Origin of the sequence: Pseudomonas bharatica, assembly GCF_048586865.1 — a bacterium.
In the GTDB taxonomy this organism is placed as follows: Bacteria; Pseudomonadota; Gammaproteobacteria; order Pseudomonadales; family Pseudomonadaceae; genus Aquipseudomonas; species Aquipseudomonas bharatica.
In genome coordinates this window covers 145,665-168,484 of the sequence record NZ_JBMAWR010000006.1, presented here as the reverse complement: position 1 = coordinate 168,484, position 22,820 = coordinate 145,665, and the positions used below count along the sequence as shown (strand labels likewise).

At 65.5% G+C, this 22,820-nt stretch carries 22 protein-coding genes; 15 read left to right on the top strand and 7 right to left on the bottom strand.

What is annotated here, in order from left to right:
- Positions 1-17: 17 nt before the first annotated feature.
- The 4 genes from ACKLLE_RS10070 to ACKLLE_RS10055 all read left to right on the top strand — a co-directional run bounded on the left by ACKLLE_RS10070 (position 18) and on the right by ACKLLE_RS10055 (position 4,474).
- On the top strand, positions 18-1,370 hold the full coding sequence (locus ACKLLE_RS10070; RefSeq protein ID WP_420057821.1) for a M16 family metallopeptidase: 1,353 nt from the start codon (positions 18-20) through the stop codon (positions 1,368-1,370).
- Positions 1,367-2,815, top strand: coding sequence for a M16 family metallopeptidase (locus ACKLLE_RS10065; protein ID WP_420057820.1), 1,449 nt, complete (start codon positions 1,367-1,369; stop codon positions 2,813-2,815). The genes ACKLLE_RS10070 and ACKLLE_RS10065 overlap by 4 nt, the downstream gene beginning before the upstream one ends.
- Positions 2,815-3,396 (top strand): 16S rRNA (guanine(966)-N(2))-methyltransferase RsmD, encoded by a 582-nt coding sequence (gene rsmD, locus ACKLLE_RS10060; RefSeq protein WP_009396770.1) that lies wholly within the window; start codon positions 2,815-2,817, stop codon positions 3,394-3,396. The genes ACKLLE_RS10065 and rsmD overlap by 1 nt, the downstream gene beginning before the upstream one ends.
- A 91-nt stretch (positions 3,397-3,487) precedes the next feature.
- Positions 3,488-4,474: a hydrolase gene (locus tag ACKLLE_RS10055; protein WP_420057819.1), complete on the top strand. Its 987-nt coding sequence runs from the start codon at positions 3,488-3,490 to the stop codon at positions 4,472-4,474.
- On the opposite strand, the gene ACKLLE_RS10050 is transcribed toward ACKLLE_RS10055, so the two are convergent.
- Complete coding sequence (locus ACKLLE_RS10050) at positions 4,475-5,329, bottom strand: sulfurtransferase (RefSeq protein WP_420057818.1); 855 nt, start codon at positions 5,327-5,329, stop codon at positions 4,475-4,477.
- Between the two features lie 30 nt (positions 5,330-5,359).
- Positions 5,360-6,025 carry a TetR/AcrR family transcriptional regulator gene (locus ACKLLE_RS10045; RefSeq protein WP_064301161.1) on the bottom strand — a complete coding sequence of 222 codons (666 nt, stop codon included), beginning with the start codon at positions 6,023-6,025 and terminating at the stop codon, positions 5,360-5,362.
- A 188-nt stretch (positions 6,026-6,213) separates the two neighbouring features.
- On the opposite strand from ACKLLE_RS10045, the gene ACKLLE_RS10040 reads away from it, so the two are divergent.
- From ACKLLE_RS10040 to ggt, 6 genes are all read left to right on the top strand, one after another.
- Complete coding sequence (locus tag ACKLLE_RS10040; RefSeq protein WP_420057817.1) at positions 6,214-7,629, top strand: coniferyl aldehyde dehydrogenase; 1,416 nt, start codon at positions 6,214-6,216, stop codon at positions 7,627-7,629.
- A 54-nt stretch (positions 7,630-7,683) separates the two neighbouring features.
- On the top strand, positions 7,684-8,169 hold the full coding sequence (locus tag ACKLLE_RS10035) for a twin-arginine translocation pathway signal protein (protein WP_420057871.1): 486 nt from the start codon (positions 7,684-7,686) through the stop codon (positions 8,167-8,169).
- Positions 8,170-8,183: 14 nt separating this feature from the next.
- Positions 8,184-9,812: a GMC family oxidoreductase gene (locus ACKLLE_RS10030; RefSeq protein WP_420057816.1), complete on the top strand. Its 1,629-nt coding sequence runs from the start codon at positions 8,184-8,186 to the stop codon at positions 9,810-9,812.
- A 72-nt stretch (positions 9,813-9,884) separates the two neighbouring features.
- Positions 9,885-10,364: a pantetheine-phosphate adenylyltransferase gene (gene coaD / locus ACKLLE_RS10025; protein WP_009396756.1), complete on the top strand. Its 480-nt coding sequence runs from the start codon at positions 9,885-9,887 to the stop codon at positions 10,362-10,364.
- A 111-nt stretch (positions 10,365-10,475) separates the two neighbouring features.
- Positions 10,476-10,727 carry a YfhL family 4Fe-4S dicluster ferredoxin gene (locus ACKLLE_RS10020; protein WP_009396754.1) on the top strand — a complete coding sequence of 84 codons (252 nt, stop codon included), beginning with the start codon at positions 10,476-10,478 and terminating at the stop codon, positions 10,725-10,727.
- Complete coding sequence (gene ggt, locus ACKLLE_RS10015; RefSeq protein WP_420057814.1) at positions 10,727-12,412, top strand: gamma-glutamyltransferase; 1,686 nt, start codon at positions 10,727-10,729, stop codon at positions 12,410-12,412. The genes ACKLLE_RS10020 and ggt overlap by 1 nt, the downstream gene beginning before the upstream one ends.
- Before the next feature lie 106 nt (positions 12,413-12,518).
- Here ggt and mutM read toward each other — a convergent pair whose 3' ends face one another.
- Together mutM and ACKLLE_RS10005 are read right to left on the bottom strand one after the other, a co-directional pair.
- The gene (gene mutM, locus ACKLLE_RS10010; protein WP_420057813.1) at positions 12,519-13,331 is read right to left on the bottom strand and encodes a bifunctional DNA-formamidopyrimidine glycosylase/DNA-(apurinic or apyrimidinic site) lyase; all 813 of its coding nucleotides are present in this window, start codon (positions 13,329-13,331) and stop codon (positions 12,519-12,521) included.
- A gap of 3 nt (positions 13,332-13,334) precedes the next feature.
- On the bottom strand, positions 13,335-14,147 hold the full coding sequence (locus ACKLLE_RS10005) for an HDOD domain-containing protein (protein ID WP_170395222.1): 813 nt from the start codon (positions 14,145-14,147) through the stop codon (positions 13,335-13,337).
- 195 nt (positions 14,148-14,342) lie between these two features.
- Between ACKLLE_RS10005 and ACKLLE_RS10000 the strand changes: the two genes are divergently transcribed.
- Positions 14,343-15,539 carry a class I SAM-dependent rRNA methyltransferase gene (locus tag ACKLLE_RS10000; protein ID WP_420057812.1) on the top strand — a complete coding sequence of 399 codons (1,197 nt, stop codon included), beginning with the start codon at positions 14,343-14,345 and terminating at the stop codon, positions 15,537-15,539.
- A gap of 131 nt (positions 15,540-15,670) precedes the next feature.
- Here the strand turns inward: ACKLLE_RS10000 and ACKLLE_RS09995 are convergent, their stop codons facing one another.
- Entirely contained in the window at positions 15,671-16,153 is a 483-nt protein-coding gene (locus ACKLLE_RS09995; protein ID WP_064301155.1) for a DUF2867 domain-containing protein, read from the bottom strand.
- A 321-nt stretch (positions 16,154-16,474) separates the two neighbouring features.
- On the opposite strand from ACKLLE_RS09995, the gene ilvD reads away from it, so the two are divergent.
- The gene (ilvD, locus tag ACKLLE_RS09990) at positions 16,475-18,316 is read left to right on the top strand and encodes a dihydroxy-acid dehydratase (RefSeq protein WP_009396744.1); all 1,842 of its coding nucleotides are present in this window, start codon (positions 16,475-16,477) and stop codon (positions 18,314-18,316) included.
- An 80-nt stretch (positions 18,317-18,396) separates the two neighbouring features.
- On the opposite strand, the gene ACKLLE_RS09985 is transcribed toward ilvD, so the two are convergent.
- Positions 18,397-19,311: a LysR family transcriptional regulator gene (locus ACKLLE_RS09985; protein WP_420057811.1), complete on the bottom strand. Its 915-nt coding sequence runs from the start codon at positions 19,309-19,311 to the stop codon at positions 18,397-18,399.
- A 116-nt stretch (positions 19,312-19,427) separates the two neighbouring features.
- Here ACKLLE_RS09985 and ACKLLE_RS09980 point away from each other — a divergent pair, with 116 nt between their 5' ends.
- The 3 genes from ACKLLE_RS09980 to ACKLLE_RS09970 are packed head-to-tail and all read left to right on the top strand — an operon-like array spanning position 19,428 to position 21,678.
- Positions 19,428-20,771: a nucleobase:cation symporter-2 family protein gene (locus tag ACKLLE_RS09980; RefSeq protein WP_420057810.1), complete on the top strand. Its 1,344-nt coding sequence runs from the start codon at positions 19,428-19,430 to the stop codon at positions 20,769-20,771.
- A 41-nt stretch (positions 20,772-20,812) separates the two neighbouring features.
- Positions 20,813-21,322 (top strand): nucleoside deaminase, encoded by a 510-nt coding sequence (locus ACKLLE_RS09975; RefSeq protein WP_420057809.1) that lies wholly within the window; start codon positions 20,813-20,815, stop codon positions 21,320-21,322.
- Positions 21,319-21,678, top strand: a complete 360-nt coding sequence (locus tag ACKLLE_RS09970) for a hydroxyisourate hydrolase (RefSeq protein WP_064301151.1) — start codon at positions 21,319-21,321, stop codon at positions 21,676-21,678. The genes ACKLLE_RS09975 and ACKLLE_RS09970 overlap by 4 nt, the downstream gene beginning before the upstream one ends.
- Positions 21,679-21,709: 31 nt before the next feature.
- Here the strand turns inward: ACKLLE_RS09970 and ACKLLE_RS09965 are convergent, their stop codons facing one another.
- Positions 21,710-22,765, bottom strand: coding sequence for a hypothetical protein (locus ACKLLE_RS09965; protein WP_064301150.1), 1,056 nt, complete (start codon positions 22,763-22,765; stop codon positions 21,710-21,712).
- Between the last annotated feature and the right edge of the window lie 55 nt (positions 22,766-22,820).

Here is a 22,820-nt window from a genome sequence, read left to right as displayed (position 1 = left end):
AACAGGTTGAATCATCGATGAATGCTCTAGCCCGCCGTGCCGCCGGCCTGCTGCTCGGCACGATCTGCATGCCCCTCGCGGCCTTCGCCGCCGACCCGCAACCCACCCATGAATTCATCCTCGACAACGGCCTCAAGGTGGTCGTACGCGAAGACCACCGCGCCCCGGTGGTGGTGTCGCAGGTCTGGTACAAGGTGGGTTCCAGCTACGAGACCCCGGGCCAGACCGGCCTGTCCCACGCCCTGGAACACATGATGTTCAAGGGCAGCGAGAAGCTCGGCCCGGGCGAAGCCTCGCGCATCCTGCGCGACCTCGGCGCCGAGGAAAACGCCTTCACCAGCGACGATTACACCGCCTATTACCAGGTGCTGGCCCGCGACCGCCTGAACGTCGCCCTGGAACTGGAGGCCGACCGCATGGCCAGCCTGCGCCTGCCGGCCGACGAGTTCAGCCGCGAAATCGAGGTGATCAAGGAAGAGCGTCGCCTGCGCACCGACGACAATCCGGGGGCCAAGGCCTACGAACTGTTCAAGGCCATGGCCTATCCGGCCAGCGGCTACCACACCCCGACCATCGGCTGGATGGCCGACCTGCAGCGCATGAAGGTCGAGGAACTGCGCCATTGGTACGAGTCCTGGTACGCGCCGAACAACGCCACCCTGGTGGTGGTCGGCGACGTCACCGTGGATGAAGTGCGCAAGCTGGCCGAGCGCTGGTTCGCGAAGATCCCGAAACGCAGCCTGCCGCCGAGCAAATTGCCGCTGGAACTGGCCGAGCCCGGCTTGCGCCAGCTCACCGTGCATGTCCGCACCCAGTTGCCGAGCTTGATCTTCGGCTTCAACGTACCGGGCCTGGCCACTGCGAAGAACCCGCGTGAAGTCCACGCCCTGCGCCTGATCTCCGCCCTGCTCGACGGCGGCTACAGCGCGCGCATGGCCAGCCGCCTGGAGCGCGGCGAAGAACTGGTGGCCGGCGCCTCCAGCCGCTACGACCCGTTCGCCCGCGGCGACAGCCTGTTCGTCCTTTCGGCGACGCCGAACACCCAGAAGAAAAAGACCCTGGCCGAGGTCGAGGCGGGTATCTGGAAACTGCTGGACGAGCTCAAGACCAACCCGCCCAGCGCCGAGGAACTGGAACGCGTGCGCGCCCAGGTCATCGCCGGCCTGGTCTACGACCGCGACTCCATCAGCAGCCAGGCCACCACCATCGGCCAGCTGGAGACCGTCGGCCTGTCGTGGAAGCTGATCGACAACGAACTGGACGAGCTGAAGAGCGTGACCCCGGCGGATATCCAGGCCGCCGCCCGCACCTACTTCACCCGCGAACGCCTGAGCGTTGCCCATGTACTGCCCGAGGAGCCGGCGAAATGATCCAGCCGACCATCCGCTTGTTCGCCGCCACCGCCCTGGCCTTTGCCCTCATGGCTCCGGTGCAGGCCGCTGATACCAAGCCCGCCAACACCCTGCAATCCGTCGCGGAACTGGAGGGCAAGGCGCCACCCACGCACCGCACCCTGGACATCCAGACCTGGAACACCGCCGAAGGCGCCCGCGTGCTCTTCGTCGAGGCCCACGAGCTGCCGATGTTCGACCTGCGCCTGACCTTCGCCGCCGGCAGCAGCCATGACGGCAACCTGCCAGGCATCGCCTCGCTGACCAACGCCATGCTCAACGAAGGCGTGGCCGGCAAGGACGTCAATGCCATCGCCGAAGGCTTCGAAGGCCTGGGCGCGGACTTCGGCAACGGCGCCTACCGTGACATGGCGGTAGCCTCGCTGCGCAGCCTGAGCGTTGCCGACAAGCGCGAGCCGGCGCTCAAGCTGTTCGCCGAAGTGGTCGGCAAACCGACCTTCCCCGCCGATGCCATGGCCCGGATCAAGAACCAGATCCTCGCCGGCTTCGAATACCAGAAGCAGAACCCCGGCAAGCTGGCCAGCCTGCAACTGTTCGAGCGGCTGTACGGCAAGCATCCCTACGGGCATCCGGCCGACGGCACCGCCGAGAGCATCCCGCCGATCACCGTGGACCAGTTGCGCGCCTTCCACGCCAAGGCCTATGCCGCCGGCAACACGGTGATCGCCCTGGTCGGCGACCTCAGCCGCAAGGACGCCGAAGCCATCGCCGCCCAGGTTTCCGCCGCCCTGCCGAAAGGCCCGGCGCTGGCCAAGGTCGAGCAGCCGGTGGAACCCAAGGCCGGCCCGAGCCATATCGACTTCCCGTCCAAGCAGACCCACCTGCTGCTGGCGCAACTGGGCATCGACCGCAACGATCCAGACTACGCCGCGCTGTCCCTGGGCAACCAGATCCTCGGTGGCGGTTCGTTCGGCACCCGGCTGATGAGCGAAGTCCGCGAGAAACGCGGCCTGACCTATGGCGTCTACTCCACCTTCGTGCCGATGCAGGCGCGCGGGCCGTTCATGATCAACCTGCAGACCCGTGCCGAGCTGAGCGAAGGCACCCTGAAGCTGGTCCAGGACCTGCTGCGCGATTACCTCAAGACCGGGCCGACCCAGCAGGAGCTGGACGACGCCAAGCGCGAGCTGGCCGGCAGCTTCCCGCTGTCCAACGCCAGCAACGCAAGCATCGTCGGGCAATTGGGCGCCATCGGCTTCTACAACCTGCCGCTGACCTACCTTGAAGACTACATGCGCCAATCCCAGGAACTGACCGTCGAGCAGGTCCGGGATGCGCTGAATCGCCACCTGTCCGCGGACAAGCTGGTTATCGTTACAGCAGGGCCGAAGGTGCCGCAGCAACCGCTGCCACCCCCCCTCGCCAAACCCGCCGAGCAGCCGCTCGGCGTACCGGAGCATTAATGGCCAGTCCATCCAAGCCGCACGCGGGCCAAGGCCAGTTGCGCATCATCGCCGGCGAATGGCGCAGCCGTCGCCTGAGCTTCCCCGACGCCCCCGGCCTGCGCCCGACGCCGGACCGGGTGCGGGAAACCCTGTTCAACTGGCTTGCGCCCCATATCGAAGGGGCCAAGGTGCTGGATGCCTTTACCGGTGCCGGCGCCCTGTACCTGGAAGCGCTGTCCCGCGGTGCCGGCGACGCCGTGGCCGTGGACAGCAACCCGGCAGCCATCGCCAGCCTGAAGAACAACCTGGAAATCCTTCGCTGTCCGCGCGGGCAGGTGGTGCAGAGCGATGTCCTGCGCTATCTGCAGGGCGAGGCGAAGCAGCGGTTCGACGTGGTCTTCCTCGACCCGCCGTTCCATCAGGATTTGCTGCCGAAAACCTGCGAGTTGCTGGAAAACGGCGGCTGGCTGGCTGATCACGCGTGGATCTACACCGAAAGCGAGGCCGCGCCATCGTCTCTGGCCCTGCCGGGGAGCTGGCGCCTGCACCGGGAAAAGAAAGCCGGCCAGGTGCATTACGCACTGTGGGAACGCGGCTAATCGTCATCTGTCCGTCATACGGCGCGGCAGCTGCTGCAACCAGCACATACACTGGTTGACAGAGCTGCCGCGTTTTTCCGAGTGATGTCCTATGTCCACGTCTTCCTTCACGCCCGCAACGGGCCTGCGCAATCCTCACCTGCAAACCCTCTGGGGGCCTCTGTGGCGCAAATCGTTGCCCCTGGCTCACCAGCGCGAGCGCCTGTGGCTGGCCGATGGCGACTTCCTCGACCTGGACTGGGGCGGCCCGCATCGCGCCGATGCGCCGCTGGTGCTGGTATTGCACGGACTGACCGGGTCGTCGTCCTCCCATTACGTGCTTGGCTTGCAGCACGCCTTGCAGGCGCAAGGCTGGGCCAGCGTGGCGGTGAACTGGCGCGGCTGCTCGGGCGAACCGAACCTGCTCGCCCGCAGTTATCACTCCGGCGCCAGCGAGGACCTGGCCGAGGTGATCGCCCATTTGCGCGCGCAACGGCCCTCGGCGCCGTTGTACGCGGTGGGTTATTCGCTGGGCGGCAATGTGCTGCTCAAGCACCTGGGCGAAGCCGGCTCGGCCAGCCAGTTGCAAGGCGCCGTGGCAGTGTCGGTGCCGTTTCGCCTCGACCAGTGCGCCGACCGCATCAGCCTGGGCTTTTCCCGGGTCTACCAGCGGCACTTCATCCGCGAAATGATCAGCTATGTGAAGACCAAGGAACGCGACTTCCTCCATCGCGGCCATCACGAAGGCCTGGAAGCCTTGTCCCGCCTCGGTCCGCTGACCAACATGCGTACCTTCTGGGACTTCGACGGGCGCATCACCGCGCCGCTCAACGGTTTCAGCGATGCCCACGACTACTACAAGCGCTCGTCCAGCCGCTATTACCTGGGCGAAAACCGCACGCCGACGCTGATCATCCAGTCCAGCGACGACCCCTTCGTGTTCCGCCACAGCCTGCCCGAGGCCAGTGAGCTGGCGCGCACCACCACCCTGGAGCTGCATAGCCACGGTGGTCATGTCGGATTCGTCGATGGCAGCCTGCGCCAGCCGGGGTACTACCTGGAACGGCGGATTCCCGAGTGGCTGGCGCAACTGGGCTGATCAGTCGCCGGTAGCGACCTGGCGCTGCGGGTCGGTGATCCATTCGCTCCAGGAGCCGGCGTACAGCGGTGCCAGCGGGTAGCCGGCGAGGCTCAGGGCAAACAGGTTATGGCAGGCGGTGACGCCGGAACCGCAATAGGCCACCAGTTCTTCCGGCTTGCGCGACCCCAGCATTGCGGCGAAACGCGCCTTGAGCTGGTCGGGCGGGAGGAAGCGCCCGTCGTTGCCGAGGTTGTCGGTGAAAGCCGCGCATTGCGCACCCGGAATATGCCCCGCCACCGGGTCGATCGGTTCCACTTCGCCACGGAAGCGCGGCAGGGCGCGGGCATCGAGCAGGGTCAGGGCCGGGTCGCCCAGGCGCTCGCGCAATTGCTGGGCACTGACCAGCAGCTTCGGATCGGGCTTGCCGCTGAAGGTGCCTTCGTGGCGCTCCGCCGGATCCAGGCTCAACGGCAGGCCCGCCGCGTGCCAGGCCTTCAGCCCGCCATCGAGGATAGATACGCCGTTGCGTTTGCCAAGCCAGGCCAGCAGCCACCAGGCGCGGGCGGCGAAGGCTCCGGGGCCGTCGTCGTACAGCACCACGTCGCTGTCATTGCTGATGCCCCACTGCTGGAAGCGCTCGATCAGCCGCCCGGGCTGCGGCAGCGGATGACGCCCGGTCACACCCTTGACCACCGGTCCGCTGAGGTCGCGCTCCAGGTCGGCGAAATGCGCGCCGGCGATATGCCCCTCGGCGTAGCTGCGCTGACCGTAGTCAACGTCCTCCAGGGCGAAACGACAATCGAGAATCACCAGCTTCGGCTCGCCAAGGCGTTCCGCCAGTTGCCGGGGTGCAATCAGTTGCGCGAGGGGCATGACAGTCTCCATATCGATTGAAAGGGCACGCTACTGCTCCAGCGCCTGCTGCAGCGGAACGTGGAATTCTTCGCACAGCGCGTCCACCGCCGGCTTCGCCGTGGCGGTGACATAGCCGAGCTCCAGCACCAGTACCTGATAGACACCACGCTTGATGGCTTCTTCACTCAGGTGGGCGGAATTTTCCCGGGTGGTGCAGAGAAAGCGCACCCAGGACGTCAGGATGATCCAGGTATTGAGCGTCAGCGCCTCGATCTGCACCGGGGTCATCTCAAGGATCCCGGCGCCGACGAAACCCTCGTAGATGGCCTGGCCCTGCAGCAGGCAGCGCTGGGAAAATCGCCGGTAACGGTCGGCCAGCGCCTTGTCGCTGTCGAGCAGGTGTTCCAGGTCGCGATGCAGGAAGCGGTAGTTCCACATCGCCGCGAGGATCGCCTGCAAATAGAAACGCTTGTCTTCGACCGTGGCCAGGCGGCCCTTGGGCGGATGCAGGAAGCTCTCGACCTGTTCTTCATACTGACTGAACAACTCGGCAATGATTTCCTGCTTATTGGCGAAGTGGTAGTACAGGTTGCCCGGCGAAATCTCCATGTGCGCAGCGATATGGTTGGTGCTGACACTGCGTTCGCCCTGCTGGTTGAACAGCTCCAGGCTGTTTTGCACGATGCGCTCGCGGGTCTTGATGCGCGGGGCCATGACACGGGTTCCGGATTCATCAGCTTGAATGATGGGGTGATCTTACGGCGTCGGTCGGTAGGTTGCATCCATGGGATCTGTGGGGGATTCACCGCGGACCCTGTGGGAGCTGGCTTGCCAGCGATGAGGCCCTCAAAGCCCATACAAAATCAGGATTAGAGTATATGCTCTAGCCAAAACAACAGATCATGGAGGTCCCGATGTCCCAGATGGACTGGCTCGATACCCTGTTCGACGAACAGCGCGCCGCCTTCAATCGCCTGCCCATGCCGCCCCTGGCCCAGCGCCGGCAGTGGCTCAAGGCACTGCGCCAGGCCCTGATCGCACGCCAGGACGAGCTGGTCGCCGCCATCGACCAGGACTTCAACGGCCGCAGCGCCGACGAGACCCGGCTCGCCGAACTCATGCCCAGCGTCCTCGGCCTGGCCCACGCCGAAAAACACCTGTCGCGCTGGATGAAACCCGTACGTCGCGCCGTCGGCCTGGCCTTCCAGCCTGCCAGCGCCCGCATCCATTACCAGCCGCTGGGCGTGGTCGGCGTCATCGTGCCGTGGAACTACCCGCTGTTCCTTGCCATCGGCCCGTTGACCGGCGCCCTCGCCGCCGGCAACCGGGTGATGCTCAAGCTCAGCGAAGCCACCCCGGCGACCGGCCTGGTGCTCAAGTCCGTGCTGGAATCGGTGTTTCCCACCGACATGGTCTGCGTAGTCCTCGGCGAGGCCGAAGTGGGCGAAGCCTTCTCGCGCCTGCCCTTCGACCATCTGCTGTTCACCGGCGCAACCAGCATTGGCCGCAAGGTGATGAGCGCCGCCGCTGCCAACCTGACCCCCGTGACCCTTGAGCTGGGCGGCAAGTCCCCGGCCATCGTCTCGAACACAGTGCCCCTGGCCGACGCCGCCGAACGCATCGCCTTCGGCAAGACCCTCAACGCCGGGCAGACCTGCGTGGCCCCCGACTACGTGCTGGTGCCGCGCGAGCGCATCCCGGGCTTCATCGACGCCTACCGCGACGCCGTTCGGCGCTTTTATCCGCGGATCACCGGCAACCCCGACTACACGGCGATCATCAGCCCGCGCCATCTGGCCCGGCTCAAGGGTTACCTCGACGACGCCCGCCGCCAGGGCGCGCGGATCACCAGCCTGTACCCGGACGAAACCCCAGCGGACCGGCGCTTGCCGCCGCTGGTCCTGGAAAACGTCAGCGATGCCATGCAGGTGATGCAGGACGAGATCTTCGGCCCGTTGCTGCCGGTGGTGCCCTACGACCAGATCGACGATGCCATTGCCTACGTCAACCAGCGCCCGCGCCCTCTGGCCCTGTACTACTTCGGCTACGAGCGCGGGGAGCAGCGCCTGGTACTGGATAACACCCATTCCGGCGGTGCCTGCCTCAACGACACCCTGCTGCATGTGGCCCAGGACGACCTGCCGTTCGGCGGCGTCGGCCCGTCAGGCATGGGGCACTACCACGGTTTCGAGGGTTTCCAGACCTTCAGCCAGGCCAAGGGCGTGCTGGCCAAGCAGCGCCTGAACCTGGCGCGGCTGATCTACCCGCCCTACGGCAAGCGCCTGCAACAGCTGGTGTACCGTTTCTTTATTCGCTGATCGCTGCATAACAGGCCCACAACAATGACAACACGCCTGCACCAGGCCGCCACGCTGAACCGTCGCGGCCTGCTCAAGTTCAGCCTTGGCGCCACGCTGTTCCTCGGCGGCGCCAGCCTGGTCGGCTGCAGCCCCGGAACGGCGGCACCCGGCTATCGCATCCTGCGCGACGACGATCTGCCGATGCTGCGGGCAGTCACGCCGGTGGTGCTGCAAGGTACCGCAGCGCCGCTCGAGCAGGTCCTCGCCCGCCTCGACGAAGCCCTGGCCAGCCTGTCGCCGGAAATGCTCAAGCTGACCCGACAGCTGTTCGATGTGCTCGCCCTGCCTCTCACCCGTGGTCCACTGACCGGGGTCTGGGGCTCATGGCAGCAAGCGACACCGCAGCGCGTCGAAGCCTTTCTCCGGCGCTGGCGCGACAGCTCGCTGAACCTGCTGCGCCAGGGCTATTGCTCGCTGCTGCAACTGCTGCTGATGGCGTGGTACAGCCTGCCCGGATCCTGGGGCGCGTGCGGTTACCCCGGCCCACCGAAGATCTGAACAAGAGCCTGACCATGCCCGTATCCGACCCGTTCCGCGAAGGCCTCGCCCGCGGCTGGAAAGCCCGTGACGCCTCGGCCCTGGATCACCACCTGGACCTGGAAACCGACATTGCCATCATCGGCAGCGGTGCCGGCGGCGCCACCAGCGCAGAGCTACTGAGCGCTGCCGGCTACCGGGTGCTGCTGATCGAAGAAGGTCCGCTGAAAACCAGCAGCGACTTCCGCATGCTGGAGAACGAGGCCTACGCCAGCCTTTACCAGGAAGGCATCGGCCGCCTCAGCAAGGACGGCGCGATTACCATCCTTCAAGGCCGCGCGGTAGGCGGCACCACCCTGATCAACTGGACCTCCAGCTTCCGCACACCGGAGCCGACCCTGCGCCACTGGGCCAGCGCACATGGGGTCGAAGGCCATGGCGTGGACGATCTCGCCCCCTGGTTCGAGCGCATGGAGCGGCGCCTCGGCATCGCGCCCTGGCAGATGCCGCCCAATGCCAACAACGACGTGCTGCGCCGGGGGTGTGCGGCGCTGGGCCTGGACTGGAAGGTGATCCCGCGCAATGTCCGCGGCTGCTGGAACCTGGGTTATTGCGGCATGGGCTGCCCGGTGAATGCCAAGCAGTCGATGCTGGTCACCAGCATTCCGGCGGCACTCGAAGAGGGTGCAGAACTGCTCTACCTGGCCCGCGCCGAACACCTGGAGCACGACGGTGGCAGGATCAAGGCGTTGCACTGCGTGGCCATGGACCCGCAATGCGTGGCGCCGACCGGCCGGCACATCCGCGTCCGCGCCCGCCACTACGTGCTGGCCGGCGGTGGCATCAACAGCCCGGCGCTGCTCCTGCGTTCCAAAGCGCCGGACCCGCACCGGCTTCTCGGCAAGCGCACCTTCCTGCACTTGGTCAATTTCAGCGCCGCGCGCTTTGCCGAGCCGGTGAACCCGTTCTACGGCGCACCGCAGTCGATCTACAGCGATCATTTCCAATGGCGCAACGGCATCGACGGGCCGATGGGCTACAAGCTGGAAGTCCCGCCCCTGCACCCGGCCCTGGCCGCGACCCTGCTCGGCGGGTTCGGCGAGGACAACGCCCTGCGCATGGCCGACCTGCCCAATACCCATGTGATGCTGGCCCTGCTGCGCGACGGTTTTCACCCGCAGAGCGTCGGCGGCAGCGTGGAGCTGCGCAGCGATGGCTCGCCGGTGCTGGACTATTCGGTTTCGCCCTACGCCTGGGACGGGGTGCGCCGGGCCTTCCACAGCATGGCCGAAATCCAGTTCGCAGCCGGCGCCGAAAGCGTGCAGCCGCTGCACGCGGCCAGTCGACCCGCGCACAACCTGGCCGAGGCCAGGGCAATGATCGAGGGCCTCGATCTGCAGCTCTTCCTCACCCGCCTCGGCAGCGCCCACGTGATGGGCGGTTGTGCCATGGGCAAGGACCCGGCCCAGAGCGTCTGCGACAGCCTGGGCCGCCATCACCAGCTGGAAAACCTGTCGATCCACGACGGCTCGCTGTTCCCCACCAGCATCGGTGCCAACCCGCAATTGTCGGTGTACGCCATCGCCGCGCGCCTCAGCCAGTTGCTTGGCGAACGCCTCGCAACCCCAACCGGCGGCCTTGTCCATAGTGCCTTTGGCCGATGATGGCGACTTGGCCCGGGCGTATCGGCTGCGCTACCATCCGAGTCCCTAACGCACTCCTGCCAGGACGACGCGATGAACCGAGTGTTGTACCCGGGTACTTTCGACCCTATTACCAAGGGCCATGGCGATCTGGTCGAACGCGCCTCGCGTCTGTTCGATCATGTGATCATCGCGGTCGCCGCCAGCCCCAAGAAGAATCCGCTGTTCCCCCTTGAACAACGGGTCGAACTGGCGCGTGAAGTGACCAGGCACCTGCCCAACGTCGAAGTCCTCGGCTTCTCCACCTTGCTGGCGCACTTCGCCAAGGAGCAGCAGGCCAACGTGTTCCTGCGCGGCCTGCGCGCGGTGTCCGACTTCGAGTACGAATTCCAGCTGGCGAACATGAACCGGCAACTGGCGCCCGACGTCGAGAGCCTGTTCCTCACCCCGTCGGAACGTTATTCGTTCATCTCCTCGACCCTGGTCCGCGAGATCGCGGCACTGGGCGGCGATATCAGCAAGTTCGTCCACCCCGCGGTGGCCGACGCGCTGACCGAGCGTTTCAAGAAGTAATCTCATCCGGCCAGGAAAACCGCTGCCCGCGTGCAAGATCGGCGCTAATACGGCACAATCGCGCCCATTGGTTTTCAATTGCCAGGGCCTGACAACCTGGCCGGAGTACCCATGTCCCTGATCATCACCGACGATTGCATCAACTGCGACGTCTGCGAACCCGAGTGCCCGAACGCCGCCATCTCCCAAGGCGAAGAGATCTACGTGATCGACCCGAACCTGTGCACCCAATGCGTCGGCCACTATGACGAACCCCAGTGCCAGCAGGTCTGCCCGGTGGACTGTATTCCCCTCGATGAAGCCCATCCGGAAACCGAAGAAGAGCTGATGGCCAAGTACCGCCGTATCACCGGCAAGGCCTGATGACCGGCGCCGCCGCGCTGCGTAACCTGGTTCTTGGCGCCGGCCTGGCGCTATGCAGCGTCGCGGCCCTGGCCGATGGGCCAGGTCGCGCGGCGCTGGCCACGCCCCATCCTGCCGCGACCGCTGCGGCGCGGGAAATCCTCGAGCAAGGCGGCAATGCCTTCGACGCGGCGATTGCCATCAGCGCTGCGCTGGCCGTGGTCGAGCCCTACGGTTCGGGCCTTGGCGGCGGTGGTTTCTTCCTGCTGCGCCAGCCCGGCAATCCAGCCGCCTATCGCTTTATCGACGCCCGTGAACGCGCGCCCGGCAGGGCCACGGCGGACATGTACCTGAAGGACGGCAAGGAACAACCCGGGCTATCGATCAACGGTCCGCTGGCCGCGGCCATTCCCGGCCTGCCGGCGGCGCTGGACGAGTTGGCGGCGCGCTACGGCAAGCTGCCGTTGAAGAATGCCCTGGCCCCGGCGATTCGCCTGGCGAACCAGGGGTTTGCCGTTGATCGCATCTACCGCGACCGCGCCGAAATGCGCCAGGGCGCCATGCGCGACGACGCGGAAACCGCGCGGCTGTTTCTCGACCAGGGCCGCGTGCCTGCGCAAGGAACGCTGATTCGTCAGCCGGAGCTGGCGGCCACCCTGCAACGACTGGCCGAGCACGGCCGCGACGGGTTCTATCGCGGGCCAGTGGCGGCGAAGCTGGTACAGGAAGTGAACGCATCGGGCGGCATCTGGAGCCAGGACGACCTGGCCGATTACCGTGTCGTCGAACGCGAACCGCTGCGCTACCGCCTGGCCGACCAGCGCGAGCTGATCAGCGCCCCGCCGCCCTCTGCCGGCGGTGTCGCCATCGCCCAGAGCCTGGCGATGCTGCAACGCCTGCCGTGGCAAAGCGCGGACCGCATCCAGCGCGCCCACTATGTGCTGGAAGTGCTGCGCCGGGCCTACCGTGATCGCGGCCTGCTCGGCGATCCGGACCATGTGGATAACCCGGTCCCGCGCCTGCTTTCGCGCCATCACCTGACGGCCCTGGCCGACAGTATCGATGTCCACGACGCCACGCCCAGCGCCAGCCTGCCGCCCGCGCCGCCCTGGCGTGAGGGTGACCACACCACGCACTTCGCGGTGATCGATGCCGAGGGCAATGCGGTGGCCGCGACCCTGTCGGTCAACCTGCCATTTGGCGCAGCCTTTACGCCGGTAGGAACCGGCGTGGTGCTGAACAACGAAATGGACGACTTCGCCGCCGACCCCCAAGGCAGCAACAGCTACGGGCTGGCGGGCAGCCAGGCCAACGCGGTGGCGGCGGGCAAGCGGCCGCTGTCGAGCATGAGCCCGAGCTTCCTCGAAAGCCCCAGGGAATTCGCGGCCTTCGGTACGCCAGGGGGCAGCCGGATTCCGAGCATGGTGCTGCTGTCGATGCTGGAATACCTGGACGGACGACCGGTGAATACCTGGCCGGCAGTGCCGCGTTATCACCACCAGTACCTGCCGGATGTGGTGGAGCACGAGCCGGGAGCGTTCACGGCAGCCGAAATCCAGGACCTGCAGGGCCGGGGATACAACCTGAAGGATGTGGGGCGCAGCTACGGGAACCAGCAGGTGCTGTTCTGGAACAAGCAGGACGGGCGGCTGGAGTCGGCCAGCGATCCCCGAGGTGTTGGTAGTTCAGAGGTGCTGGAGCACTGAGCCTTGCAGTGCTCTTGCCGGCCTCATCGCGGGTGAACCCGCTCCCACGAAGACCTTGTGGGAGCGGGTTCACCCGCGATGAGGCCAGTGAATCCGACGAAGATTTCTACTTCTGGCACCGCGGACAAAACACACTGGCCCGCTGCCCCAGCTTCACTTCACGCAAGGTCGAAGCACACACCTTGCACGGCTCCCCGCCCCGCCCATAGACGAACAGCTCCTGCTGGAAATACCCCGGCTGCCCGTCGCCGCCGATAAAGTCGCGCAAGGTGGTGCCGCCACGCTCGATCGCCGCCGCCAGGACGCGCTTGATTTCCACGGTCAGGCGCAGGTAGCGCGCCCGGGAAATGCTCCCCGCCTCGCGCCGCGGATCGATACCGGCCGCGAACAGCGCTTCGGTCGCATAGATATTGCCCACGCCCACCACCACCGCGTTGTCCATGATGAACGGCTTGACCGCCATCGACCGCCCGCGCGACATCTGGAACAGGCGCTCCCCTTCGAACAGGTCGGTCAGCGGCTCCGGCCCGAGCCTGGCCAGCAGTTCATGCTCGAGTGGCGACTGGCTCCACAGCATCGCGCCGAAACGCCGCGGATCGGTGTAGCGCAGCGCCAGCCCGGACTCCAGCTCGATATCCACATGCTCGTGCTTTGCCGCCGACAGGCCGATTTCCACCAGGCGCAGGTTGCCGGACATGCCCAGGTGACTGATCAAGGTTCCCACCTCGGCATTGAGCAGCAGGTACTTGGCCCGTCGCTCGACCGAGACGAAGCGCTGCCCGGACAGGCGCACGTCGAGGTCCTCCGGGATCGGCCAGCGCAGGCGCCGGTCACGGACGATCACGCGGCTGACGCGCTGGCCTTCGAGATAAGGGGCAATGCCGCGGCGAGTGGTCTCGACTTCAGGTAATTCAGGCATGGATCAGTGGCTACCCAGTTCCTGGATGGTTTGCTTGAGGTTGTCGAAGTCGTATTCCGACAGGCCGATATAGTCCAGCACCAGGTGCCCGACCGTGTTCCATTCGTGATCGACGTTCTGGTTGCCCAGCACCCGGTACGAGGCGCAGATATGCTCGGCCATCTTCAGGATCGCCAGCAGGTTCTTCAGCGGCGCGGTGCGCGGCGACTCGTCGCTGAACACCGCCAGGGCGTTGTGGTGGTTGGCGATGGCGCTGCTGACATGCTCCGGCAGGCGCCACGACTTGGCGGTGTAGTAGCCGACCACCGCATGGTTGGTGTTGAACACCTGGTTTTCCGTATCCACCACCCGCTGGCGCTCGCCGGCGCTGGCGTAGGCGTCTTCCAGCACGCTCATGTAATCGGGGAAGCGCTTGTGCATCAGCGGTACGCCGCAGTCGTGGAACAGCCCCAGCGCATAGGCCTCGTCCACCGCCTGGGAGCCGAAGCGCTTGGCCAGGGTCAGGCAGGTCATGGCCACGTCCTGGGCGGTGTCCCAGAAACGGTTGAGGGTAACGATGGTTTCATCGCTCATCTCGCCCTTGATCGACTGGGCGTTGATCAGGTTGATGATCGAGCGGCTGCCCAGCAGGTTCACCGCGCGCTGGATCGAGGCGATCTTGTTGGTAAGCCCGTAGTGCGCCGAATTGACGATCTTCAGCAACGCGCCGGAGAGCCCGGGATCCTGGGAGATCAGCCTGGCGATCACCTCCAGGTCGGGGTCAGGCATGTACTGCTCCATCTGCAGGTCGACCATGATCTGCGGTTGGGGCGGCACGCTGATGCCTTGCAGGGCTTGCTGGATCTGTTCGGCTGAAAGTTCCTGGGTCATGGCTTCATACTCGGGGCTGACGGGCGATTCTAACCCGATCGCCCGGCCGAGTGACGGCCAGTCGCCATGCAATTTGTCGCAGCGGCGGGCGCGGCAAGGGTCGGCACGCTATACTTCCGCTCTTTTTTCCGGAGCGACGTCATGTCCCTGCCCAGCCTTCGTCTCAAAGCCAATGCCGACCGCCGTCTGCGCGCCGGCCACCTGTGGGTGTACAGCAACGAAATCGACGTCGTCGCCACCCCGCTGCACGGTTTCAAGGCTGGTGACCAGGCGGTGCTGGAAGCAGCGGGCGGCAAGACCCTGGGCATCGTCGCCCTGAGCCCGAACAACCTGATCTGCGCCCGTTTGCTGTCGCGCGACACCAAGCTGGCGCTGGACAAGTCGCTGCTGGTGCACCGCCTCAACGTCGCCCTGTCGCTGCGCGAGCGCCTGTTCGACAAGCCGTTCTATCGCTTGGTCTATGGCGACTCCGACCTGCTGCCGGGGTTGGTGGTCGACCGTTTCGGCGACATCCTCGTGGTCCAGCTGGCCTCGCCGACCATGGAACGCCACCGCGACGACGTCCTCGCCGCGCTGATCCAGGTGCTCAAGCCGAGCGGCGTGCTGTTCAAGAACGACTCCTCGGCGCGTGACGCCGAAGGCCTGGAACGGTATGTCGAGACCGTCTACGGCGAAGTGCCGGAGTGGGTCGCGCTGGAAGAGAACGGCGTCAAGTTCGAAGCCCCGGTCATGGAAGGCCAGAAGACCGGCTGGTTCTACGACCACCGCATGAACCGCGCGCGCCTGGCGCCGTACGTCAAGGGCAAGCGCGTGCTCGACCTGTTCAGCTACATCGGTGGCTGGGGTGTGCAGGCCGGAGCCTTCGGTGCCAGCGAAGTGTTCTGTGTCGATGCCTCGGGCTTTGCCCTGGATGGTGTGGAGCGCAACGCCGCGCTCAACGGCTTCGCCGAGAAGGTCACCTGCATCGAAGGTGACGTCTTCGCCGCCCTGCGCGAGCTGAAGGCCGCCGAAGAACGCTTCGACGTCATCGTCGCCGACCCGCCCGCCTTCATCAAACGCAAGAAGGACCTGAAGAACGGCGAGGCCGCCTATCGCCGCCTGAACGAGCAGGCCATGCGCATGCTCAGCAAGGACGGCATCCTGGTCAGCGCCTCGTGCTCGATGCACCTGCCGGAAGACGACCTGCAGAACATCCTGCTGACCAGCGCCCGCCACCTGGACCGCAATATCCAGTTCCTCGAGCGCGGCGGCCAGGGGCCAGACCACCCGGTGCACCCGGCGATTCCTGAGACTCGCTATATCAAGAGCATTACTTGCCGGTTGTTGCCTAACAGCTGATAGGCAATCGAATGAAAAAATCCCGGCCTGGTGCCGGGATTTTTTATGGACACATCTGCATCAATCTGAAGCCGACGCGGTCGCTGTAGGAGCTGGCTTGCCTGCTCCTACAGGTAGAGCGGTATCAGCTTTTAGAGCCCACCCAGCATCGTCTTCACCACCCGCCGATGCATCGGCAGGATCAGGCGCATATACATCCGCCCCAGCAGGTTATGTGGTTCGACGATGGAGGTCAGGCTGAGCTGGTTGTTCGGATCGAGGTGCACCGAGATCAGCACATCCAGGTGACTGTCCTTGAGCGACAGCACCAGTTCCCGGTCGGTCACCGCGGCGATCTGGAAGAAATCCAGCTGTTCGCCGACCTTCGGGGTCTTCTGTTCGCGGAGGTTGAAGCCGGCCACCGGCTTGAGTCCGAACGGCCGCACCAGCAGGTCACGCAGGCGCAGCGCATGGTTTATCCAGCCTGGCACGGCGCGGCTCATGCGCTGGTAGGCATCCAGCGCCGTGAGGCTTTGTTCCGGGGTGATGCGCCGGGCGAAGCAGTCGAAGAACCAGGCCGTGGTAGAGAGCATGCGCAGCACGCTGCTGGCGGGAACATCGGCTGGGTGGACCATATTTCCTCCGTGAAAAATGCGGTCAGGAAGACGAAGGCGATCACGGTAGCGCCATGGCCGGCGGAAAGCGAGCGCGCCGGCAAAATCGTGAGCCTGCGAACCAACTGTCCATTGCGCCATTCCTTCCGCCCGCCAGCGGTGTAGAATCGGGCCTATTCATCGCCAGTCATCCCCCGGCGGGTTTATGAGCTCTGGCCAAGCGTGCGGCGATCCCGCGACGTCTTTGCCTCATCCGTACCAGCGGCCACCTGCCTTCCGGTACCAAGGACAAGAGAAGCTCACTCCCCTTTTTGTTACCTGATTAGCCGCCAGGAGTGCTTCATGCCTGATTACCGTTCCAAAACGTCCACCCACGGCCGCAACATGGCCGGTGCCCGCGCGCTGTGGCGTGCCACCGGCATGAAGGACGAGGATTTCAAGAAGCCGATCATCGCCATCGCCAACTCCTTCACCCAGTTCGTCCCGGGCCACGTGCACCTGAAGGACCTGGGCCAGCTGGTGGCCCGCGAAGTCGAACGCGCCGGCGGCGTGGCCAAGGAATTCAACACCATCGCGGTGGATGACGGCATCGCCATGGGCCACGACGGCATGCTGTATTCCCTGCCGAGCCGCGAGATCATCGCCGACTCCGTCGAGTACATGGTCAACGCCCACTGCGCCGACGCGATCGTCTGCATCTCCAACTGCGACAAGATCACCCCCGGCATGCTGATGGCCGCCCTGCGCCTGAACATCCCGGTGATCTTCGTTTCCGGCGGCCCGATGGAAGCCGGCAAGACCAAGCTCGCCAGCCACGGCCTGGACCTGGTCGATGCCATGGTCATCGCCGCCGACTCCAGCGCCAGCGACGAAAAAGTCGCCGAGTACGAACGCAGCGCCTGCCCGACCTGCGGTTCCTGCTCCGGCATGTTCACCGCCAACTCGATGAACTGCCTGACCGAAGCCCTGGGCCTGTCCCTGCCGGGCAACGGTTCGACCCTGGCGACCCACTCCGACCGCGAGCAGCTGTTCCTCACCGCCGGCCGCACCATCGTCGAGCTGTGCAAGCGCTACTACGGCGACAACGACGCCAGCGTGCTGCCGCGCAACATCGCCAGCTTCAAGGCGTTCGAGAACGCCATGACCCTGGACATCGCCATGGGCGGTTCGACCAATACCATCCTGCACCTGCTGGCCGCCGCCCAGGAGGCCGAGGTGGCCTTCGACCTGCGCGACATCGATCGCCTGTCGCGCAAGGTGCCGCAGCTGTGCAAGGTGGCGCCGAACATCCAGAAGTACCACATGGAGGACGTCCACCGCGCCGGTGGCATCTTCAGCATCCTCGGCGAGCTGGCCCGAGGCGGCCTGCTGCACACCGACGTGCCGACCGTGCACTCGGCGAGCATGGAAGAAGCCATCGCCAAATGGGATATCACCCAGACCAGCGACGAAGCGGTGCACCACTTCTTCAAGGCAGGCCCGGCCGGCATCCCAACCCAGACCGCCTTCAGCCAGTCGACCCGCTGGGACACCCTGGACGCCGACCGTGAAAACGGCTGCATCCGCAGCGTCGAGCACGCCTACTCGCAAGAGGGCGGCCTGGCCGTGCTGTACGGCAACATCGCCCTCGACGGCTGCGTGGTGAAGACCGCCGGCGTGGACGAGTCGATCCATGTCTTCGAAGGCAACGCGAAGATCTTCGAGTCGCAGGACAGCGCCGTGCGCGGCATCCTCGCCGACGAAGTGAAGGAAGGCGATATCGTCATCATTCGCTACGAAGGTCCGAAAGGCGGCCCGGGCATGCAGGAAATGCTGTACCCGACCTCCTACCTGAAGTCCAAGGGCCTGGGCAAGGCCTGCGCCCTGCTGACCGATGGCCGCTTCTCCGGCGGTACCTCGGGCCTGTCCATCGGCCACGCCTCGCCGGAAGCGGCAGCGGGCGGCGCCATCGGCCTGGTGCAGGACGGCGACAAGGTGCTGATCGACATCCCGAACCGCTCGATCAACCTGCTGGTCAGCGATGAAGAACTGGCGGCACGGCGCATCGTGCAGGACCAGAAGGGCTGGAAACCGGTGGAACAGCGTCCGCGCAAGGTGACCACCGCGCTGAAGGCCTACGCCCTGCTGGCGACCAGTGCCGACAAGGGTGCCGTACGCAACAAGGCCCTGCTCGACGGGCTGTGAGTGCTAGCCAGGCGGTATAAAAAAACCGGCGCCCTGGGCGCCGGTTTTTTTATGGAACAGAGGAAAGGCAGGCGCGTTCCTCACAAGGTCGTCGAGCGCCCCAGCCCATCCAGCTCGAACACTTTGCTCTGGCGGATCCGCGCGCGCAGCCAGCGCTCGGCCGGACCGGCGCCCTGGCGCAACGGCCAGATCAGGTCGACGCCCACCAGCCAATCGGTATGTGGGTACGCTTCGAGCTTGAGCTCCACCAGTTCGCCACTCTCCAGCTCGCGACGGATCAACTGCCTGGGCAAGGTCGCCCAGCCCAGTCCGGCGCGGACCATCTCCATCAACGCCAGGTAACTCTCTGCCTGCCACATCTGGGTGGCGCGCAGGTATTCGCTGCTCGGCAGCTTGTTGGCGTGGGCGCTGAACGCCAGCCGGCGATGTCCGTGCAGGTCGGCGAAACTGACGGTATCCAGCGCCGCCAGTGGGTGCCGCGGGTGCGTGACGTGGGACATGATCAACTTGCCCAGTTGCTGGAAGTCCAGCGCCTGCGGGTAACCGGGCTGCGAGAAGGCGATGCCCAGCGCCGCCTCGCCCTTGAGCACCAGCTCGCTGACATCGCCATACACCGGGTGGCGCACGATCAGATCAACGTGGGGAAACACCTGCCCGAACTCCTGCAACACAGGCATGACCGTGTTGTACGGCACCTCGATGGCCAAGGTCAGGCTCGGCTCGACATCGGCGGCCATGCTGTCGGCATGGCTCTCCAGCGCCCGGCAACGTTCCAGTACCGCCTCGGCTTCGAGCAGCAGCTTGTGCCCGGCAGCCGTCAGGCCGGGGATGCGGCTGGAACGGTCGAACAGTTCCACGCCGAGGTCGGCCTCCAGATTGGCGATGGCGGCGCTGACGGTCGATTGGGTCTTGCCCACCCGTCGCGCCGCCGCCGAAAACGACCCGGCCTGCACGGCCAGCACGAATACCTGCAACTGCTCCAGTGAAAAGCGCATGTCACCCTCTCATCCATCGACTGGAGCGATGGTTATTGATTTGTTTCATCGACGGCAAGTGGGAAAAATCGCCCCAACCTCAAAAACGACAGCCGTACCTCCAGGAGACACTCGCCATGAGCCGTATCCCGACCCATCCGGTGGACGAGATCCTTCCGCTGCGCCAGTTGTTCACCTTCGGCCTGCAGCATGTGCTGGTGATGTACGCCGGCGCCGTGGCCGTGCCGCTGATCCTCGGCAGCGCCCTGGGCCTGACCCAGGCGCAGATCATCACCCTGATCAATGCCAACCTGCTTACCTCCGGCATCGCCACGCTGGTCCAGACCCTGGGCTTCTGGAAATTCGGCGCACGCCTGCCGCTGATCCAGGGCTGCTCGTTCATCGCCCTGGCACCGATGATCATGATCGGCAAGGAGTTCGGCCTCAGCGAGATCTTCGGCGCGGTCATCGCCGCCGGAGCCATCACCATCGCCCTGGCGCCGGTCTTCAGCCGCCTGCTGCGCTTTTTCCCACCGGTGGTGATCGGCAGCCTGATCACCATCATCGGCATCTCGCTGATGCCGGCGGCCGCCATCTGGCTCGGCGGCGGACGCCCCGAGGCGCCCGACTTCGGCAGCCCAGCCAACCTGCTGCTGGGGCTGGCGACAGTGGTGGTGACCCTGGTGATCTACGCGCGCTTCTCCGGCTTCATCGGCAACCTCAGCGTACTTATCGGCCTGTTCGCCGGCAGCCTGATCGCTGCCGCCTTCGGCATGACCCGCTTCAGCCAGATCGACAGCGCCGCGTGGTTCGAACTGAGCCCGCCGATGGCCTTCGGTACCCCGGAATTTTCGTTGGTGCCGATCCTGATGATGACCCTGGCAATGCTGGTGATCATGGCCGAAACCACCGGCAACTGCCTGGCGATCGGCAAGCTGACCGGCAAGCCCACCGACCAGCGCACCCTGGGCAACGCCTTTCGCGCCGATGGCCTCTCGACCATGCTCGGCGGCCTGTTCAACAGTTTCCCGTACAACGCCTTCACCCAGAACACCGGGCTGATCGCCCTGTCCAGCGTGAAGAGCCGCTTCGTGGTCGCCGCGGCCGGGGCAATCATGGTGCTGATGGGCCTGTTTCCCAAGCTCGGTGCGCTCATCGCCGCAGTGCCGACGCCGGTGCTCGGCGGCTGCGCCATCGTGATGTTCGGCATGACCACCGTGGCCGGCATCCAGGAGCTGTCCCGGGTGCAGTTCGAAGGCACCCGCAACGGGATCATCGTCGCCGTCTCGGTCAGCGTCGGGGTCTTGCCGATGTCCTTCCCGGCCCTGTTCGCACACGCCGACGGCGCCCTCAGGCTGGTGCTGGAGAGCGGCATCTTCCTCGGGGCGATCACCGCCATCGTGCTCAACATCCTGCTTAACCCCCAACAGAAAAATGCCGTCGAGGCGATGCCCGGCGATGCCGCCGGACTCAGCGACTGAACGGCACGCAACACCTTTCCTACTGCCCAATGGAGTTACCCATGAACCACTTCAGCAACCTCACCCCGACCGGAGTGTCCGCCCTCGACCTGACCCTGCTGCGCGAGGCCATCCGCCTCTCGCAAAGCGCTCGGGACGAAGGCCGCCACCCCTTCGCCGCGCTGGTCGCGGACCGGGACGGCCGGGTGATCGCCAGCGCCGGCAACAATTCGATGCCACCCGAGGGCGACCCGACCCAGCACGCCGAACTGCGCGCCGCCGCCATGGCCGCGACCCGCCTGTCGCCGGAAGAACTGGCGCATTGCACCCTCTACACCAGCGCCGAGCCCTGCTGCATGTGCGCCGGCGCGGTGTACTGGACCGGTATCGGCCGGGTGGTCTACGCGCTGTCCGAACATGCGCTGCTCGGCCTGACCGGCGACCACCCGGAAAACCCGACCTTCTCCCTGCCCTGCCGCGAAGTCTTCGCCCGTGGCCAACGCCAGATCACCGTGCTTGGACCGATGCTGGAAGGCGAAGCCGCGACGGCCCATGAAGGGTTCTGGAAATGAATCGCGGCCTGTCCATCCATGTCGTCGACGTGGCCAGCGGCTGCGTCGCCGAGGGACTGGCGCTGAGCGTGGTGCGTATCGAAGGCCAGCATCGCGAGCCGCTGTGCAGCGGTCGTATCGGCGCCGACGGGCTGCTCGCCGGGCTGGCAAGCCTGGCCGAGCAGTGCCGGGCGGGAGTTTACGAAGTCAGCCTGGAAGTGGCGGCATTCTATCGGCAGCGCGGCATGGAACTGCCGGAGCCTGCGTTTCTGGATGTCCTGCATTACCGCTTCGGCCTGGCCGACACCACCCAGCACTATCATCTGCCGTTCAAGCTGACCGCCTGGGGCGTGTCCTGCTTCCGCGGCGGGGCCTGAGCGGCCCCACCGCGAAAGACACGGTGGTGCGCTACTGGATCTGTTCCGGGGTCACCACCACCCAGTTCTTGTCCGCCGTTACCGGCAAGCCTTCCTTGGCCTGGGCTGCGGCGTTTTTGGCCATCATCCCGTTGATCTGGTCCATGTACTTGGCCTTGCGGTTGATCCACAGGTGAATCCCGCCCTTGGCCACATCGACACCATGGAACAGCATGTAGCCGTCGCTGTTCGGCGTGTCACCGCCTACCAGCACCGGCTTTTTCCATTCATCGATATAGGTGAGGATGGCCGCCTGCTTGCCGGCCATCCAGGTCGCCGGGGTCCACAGGTACGGGGTGAGTTCCAGGCCCATGTTGGCCGCCGCGTCGTAGTGGCCGGCGCTGATCTGCTTGCGCGCAGTGGTCAGGGCGCCGCTGGTGCGGTCCTTGAGCAGCAGGCTGACGCCGATGACGTTCTGCGGCTTGACGTTGTAGCCGTACTTCGGATCCGAAGCGACCATGCGCACCAGTTCCTCGGACGCTGCGGTCATCACGTAGACCTCGATGCCGTTCTCCATCAGCTTGTTGTACAGCTCGGTCTGCCCGGTGAAGACCTTGGGCGGGTTGACCTCGATGGTCTTGACCTGGTCGCCGTCGAAGTAGGTACTCGGCACCGGCTTGCCCGAGGCCATCAGCTCATCGACGTAACCCTTGAGTTCCTTGAGGGTGAAACCGGAGAACACCTGCGCCACCCATGGGTAGCAGACCATGTCGTCGATTTCGCATAGGCGGTAGTAGTAGCTGAACAGGCTTTCCTTGTGCTCGGCGGTGTCCTTGAACGGCATCAGCTTGAGCGAAGGGTCGAGCTTGTCGCGGGTCAGCACGCCCTTGTTCTCCAGGAACGGCAGCAGCGATTCCTCGAGGTCGAAGCGGTAGCTGGTGTTGTCCATGTCGAAGACCGCGTAGTTACCCTTGTGGGCATTGGCGGCGATCATCGCGTCGAGTTGTTTCGCGGCCTCGGCAGGCCAGTGTTTCAGTTCGACGGCCTGGGCTTGCCAGCTGAGCAGCACGGCCAGGCCGGCAGCGAGGAATTTCGGAGCGAACGTCATGGGCGGTTCTCCTGAAGAATGAACGCCTCACCCTAAGCACTCCCGGCTCGCCGCT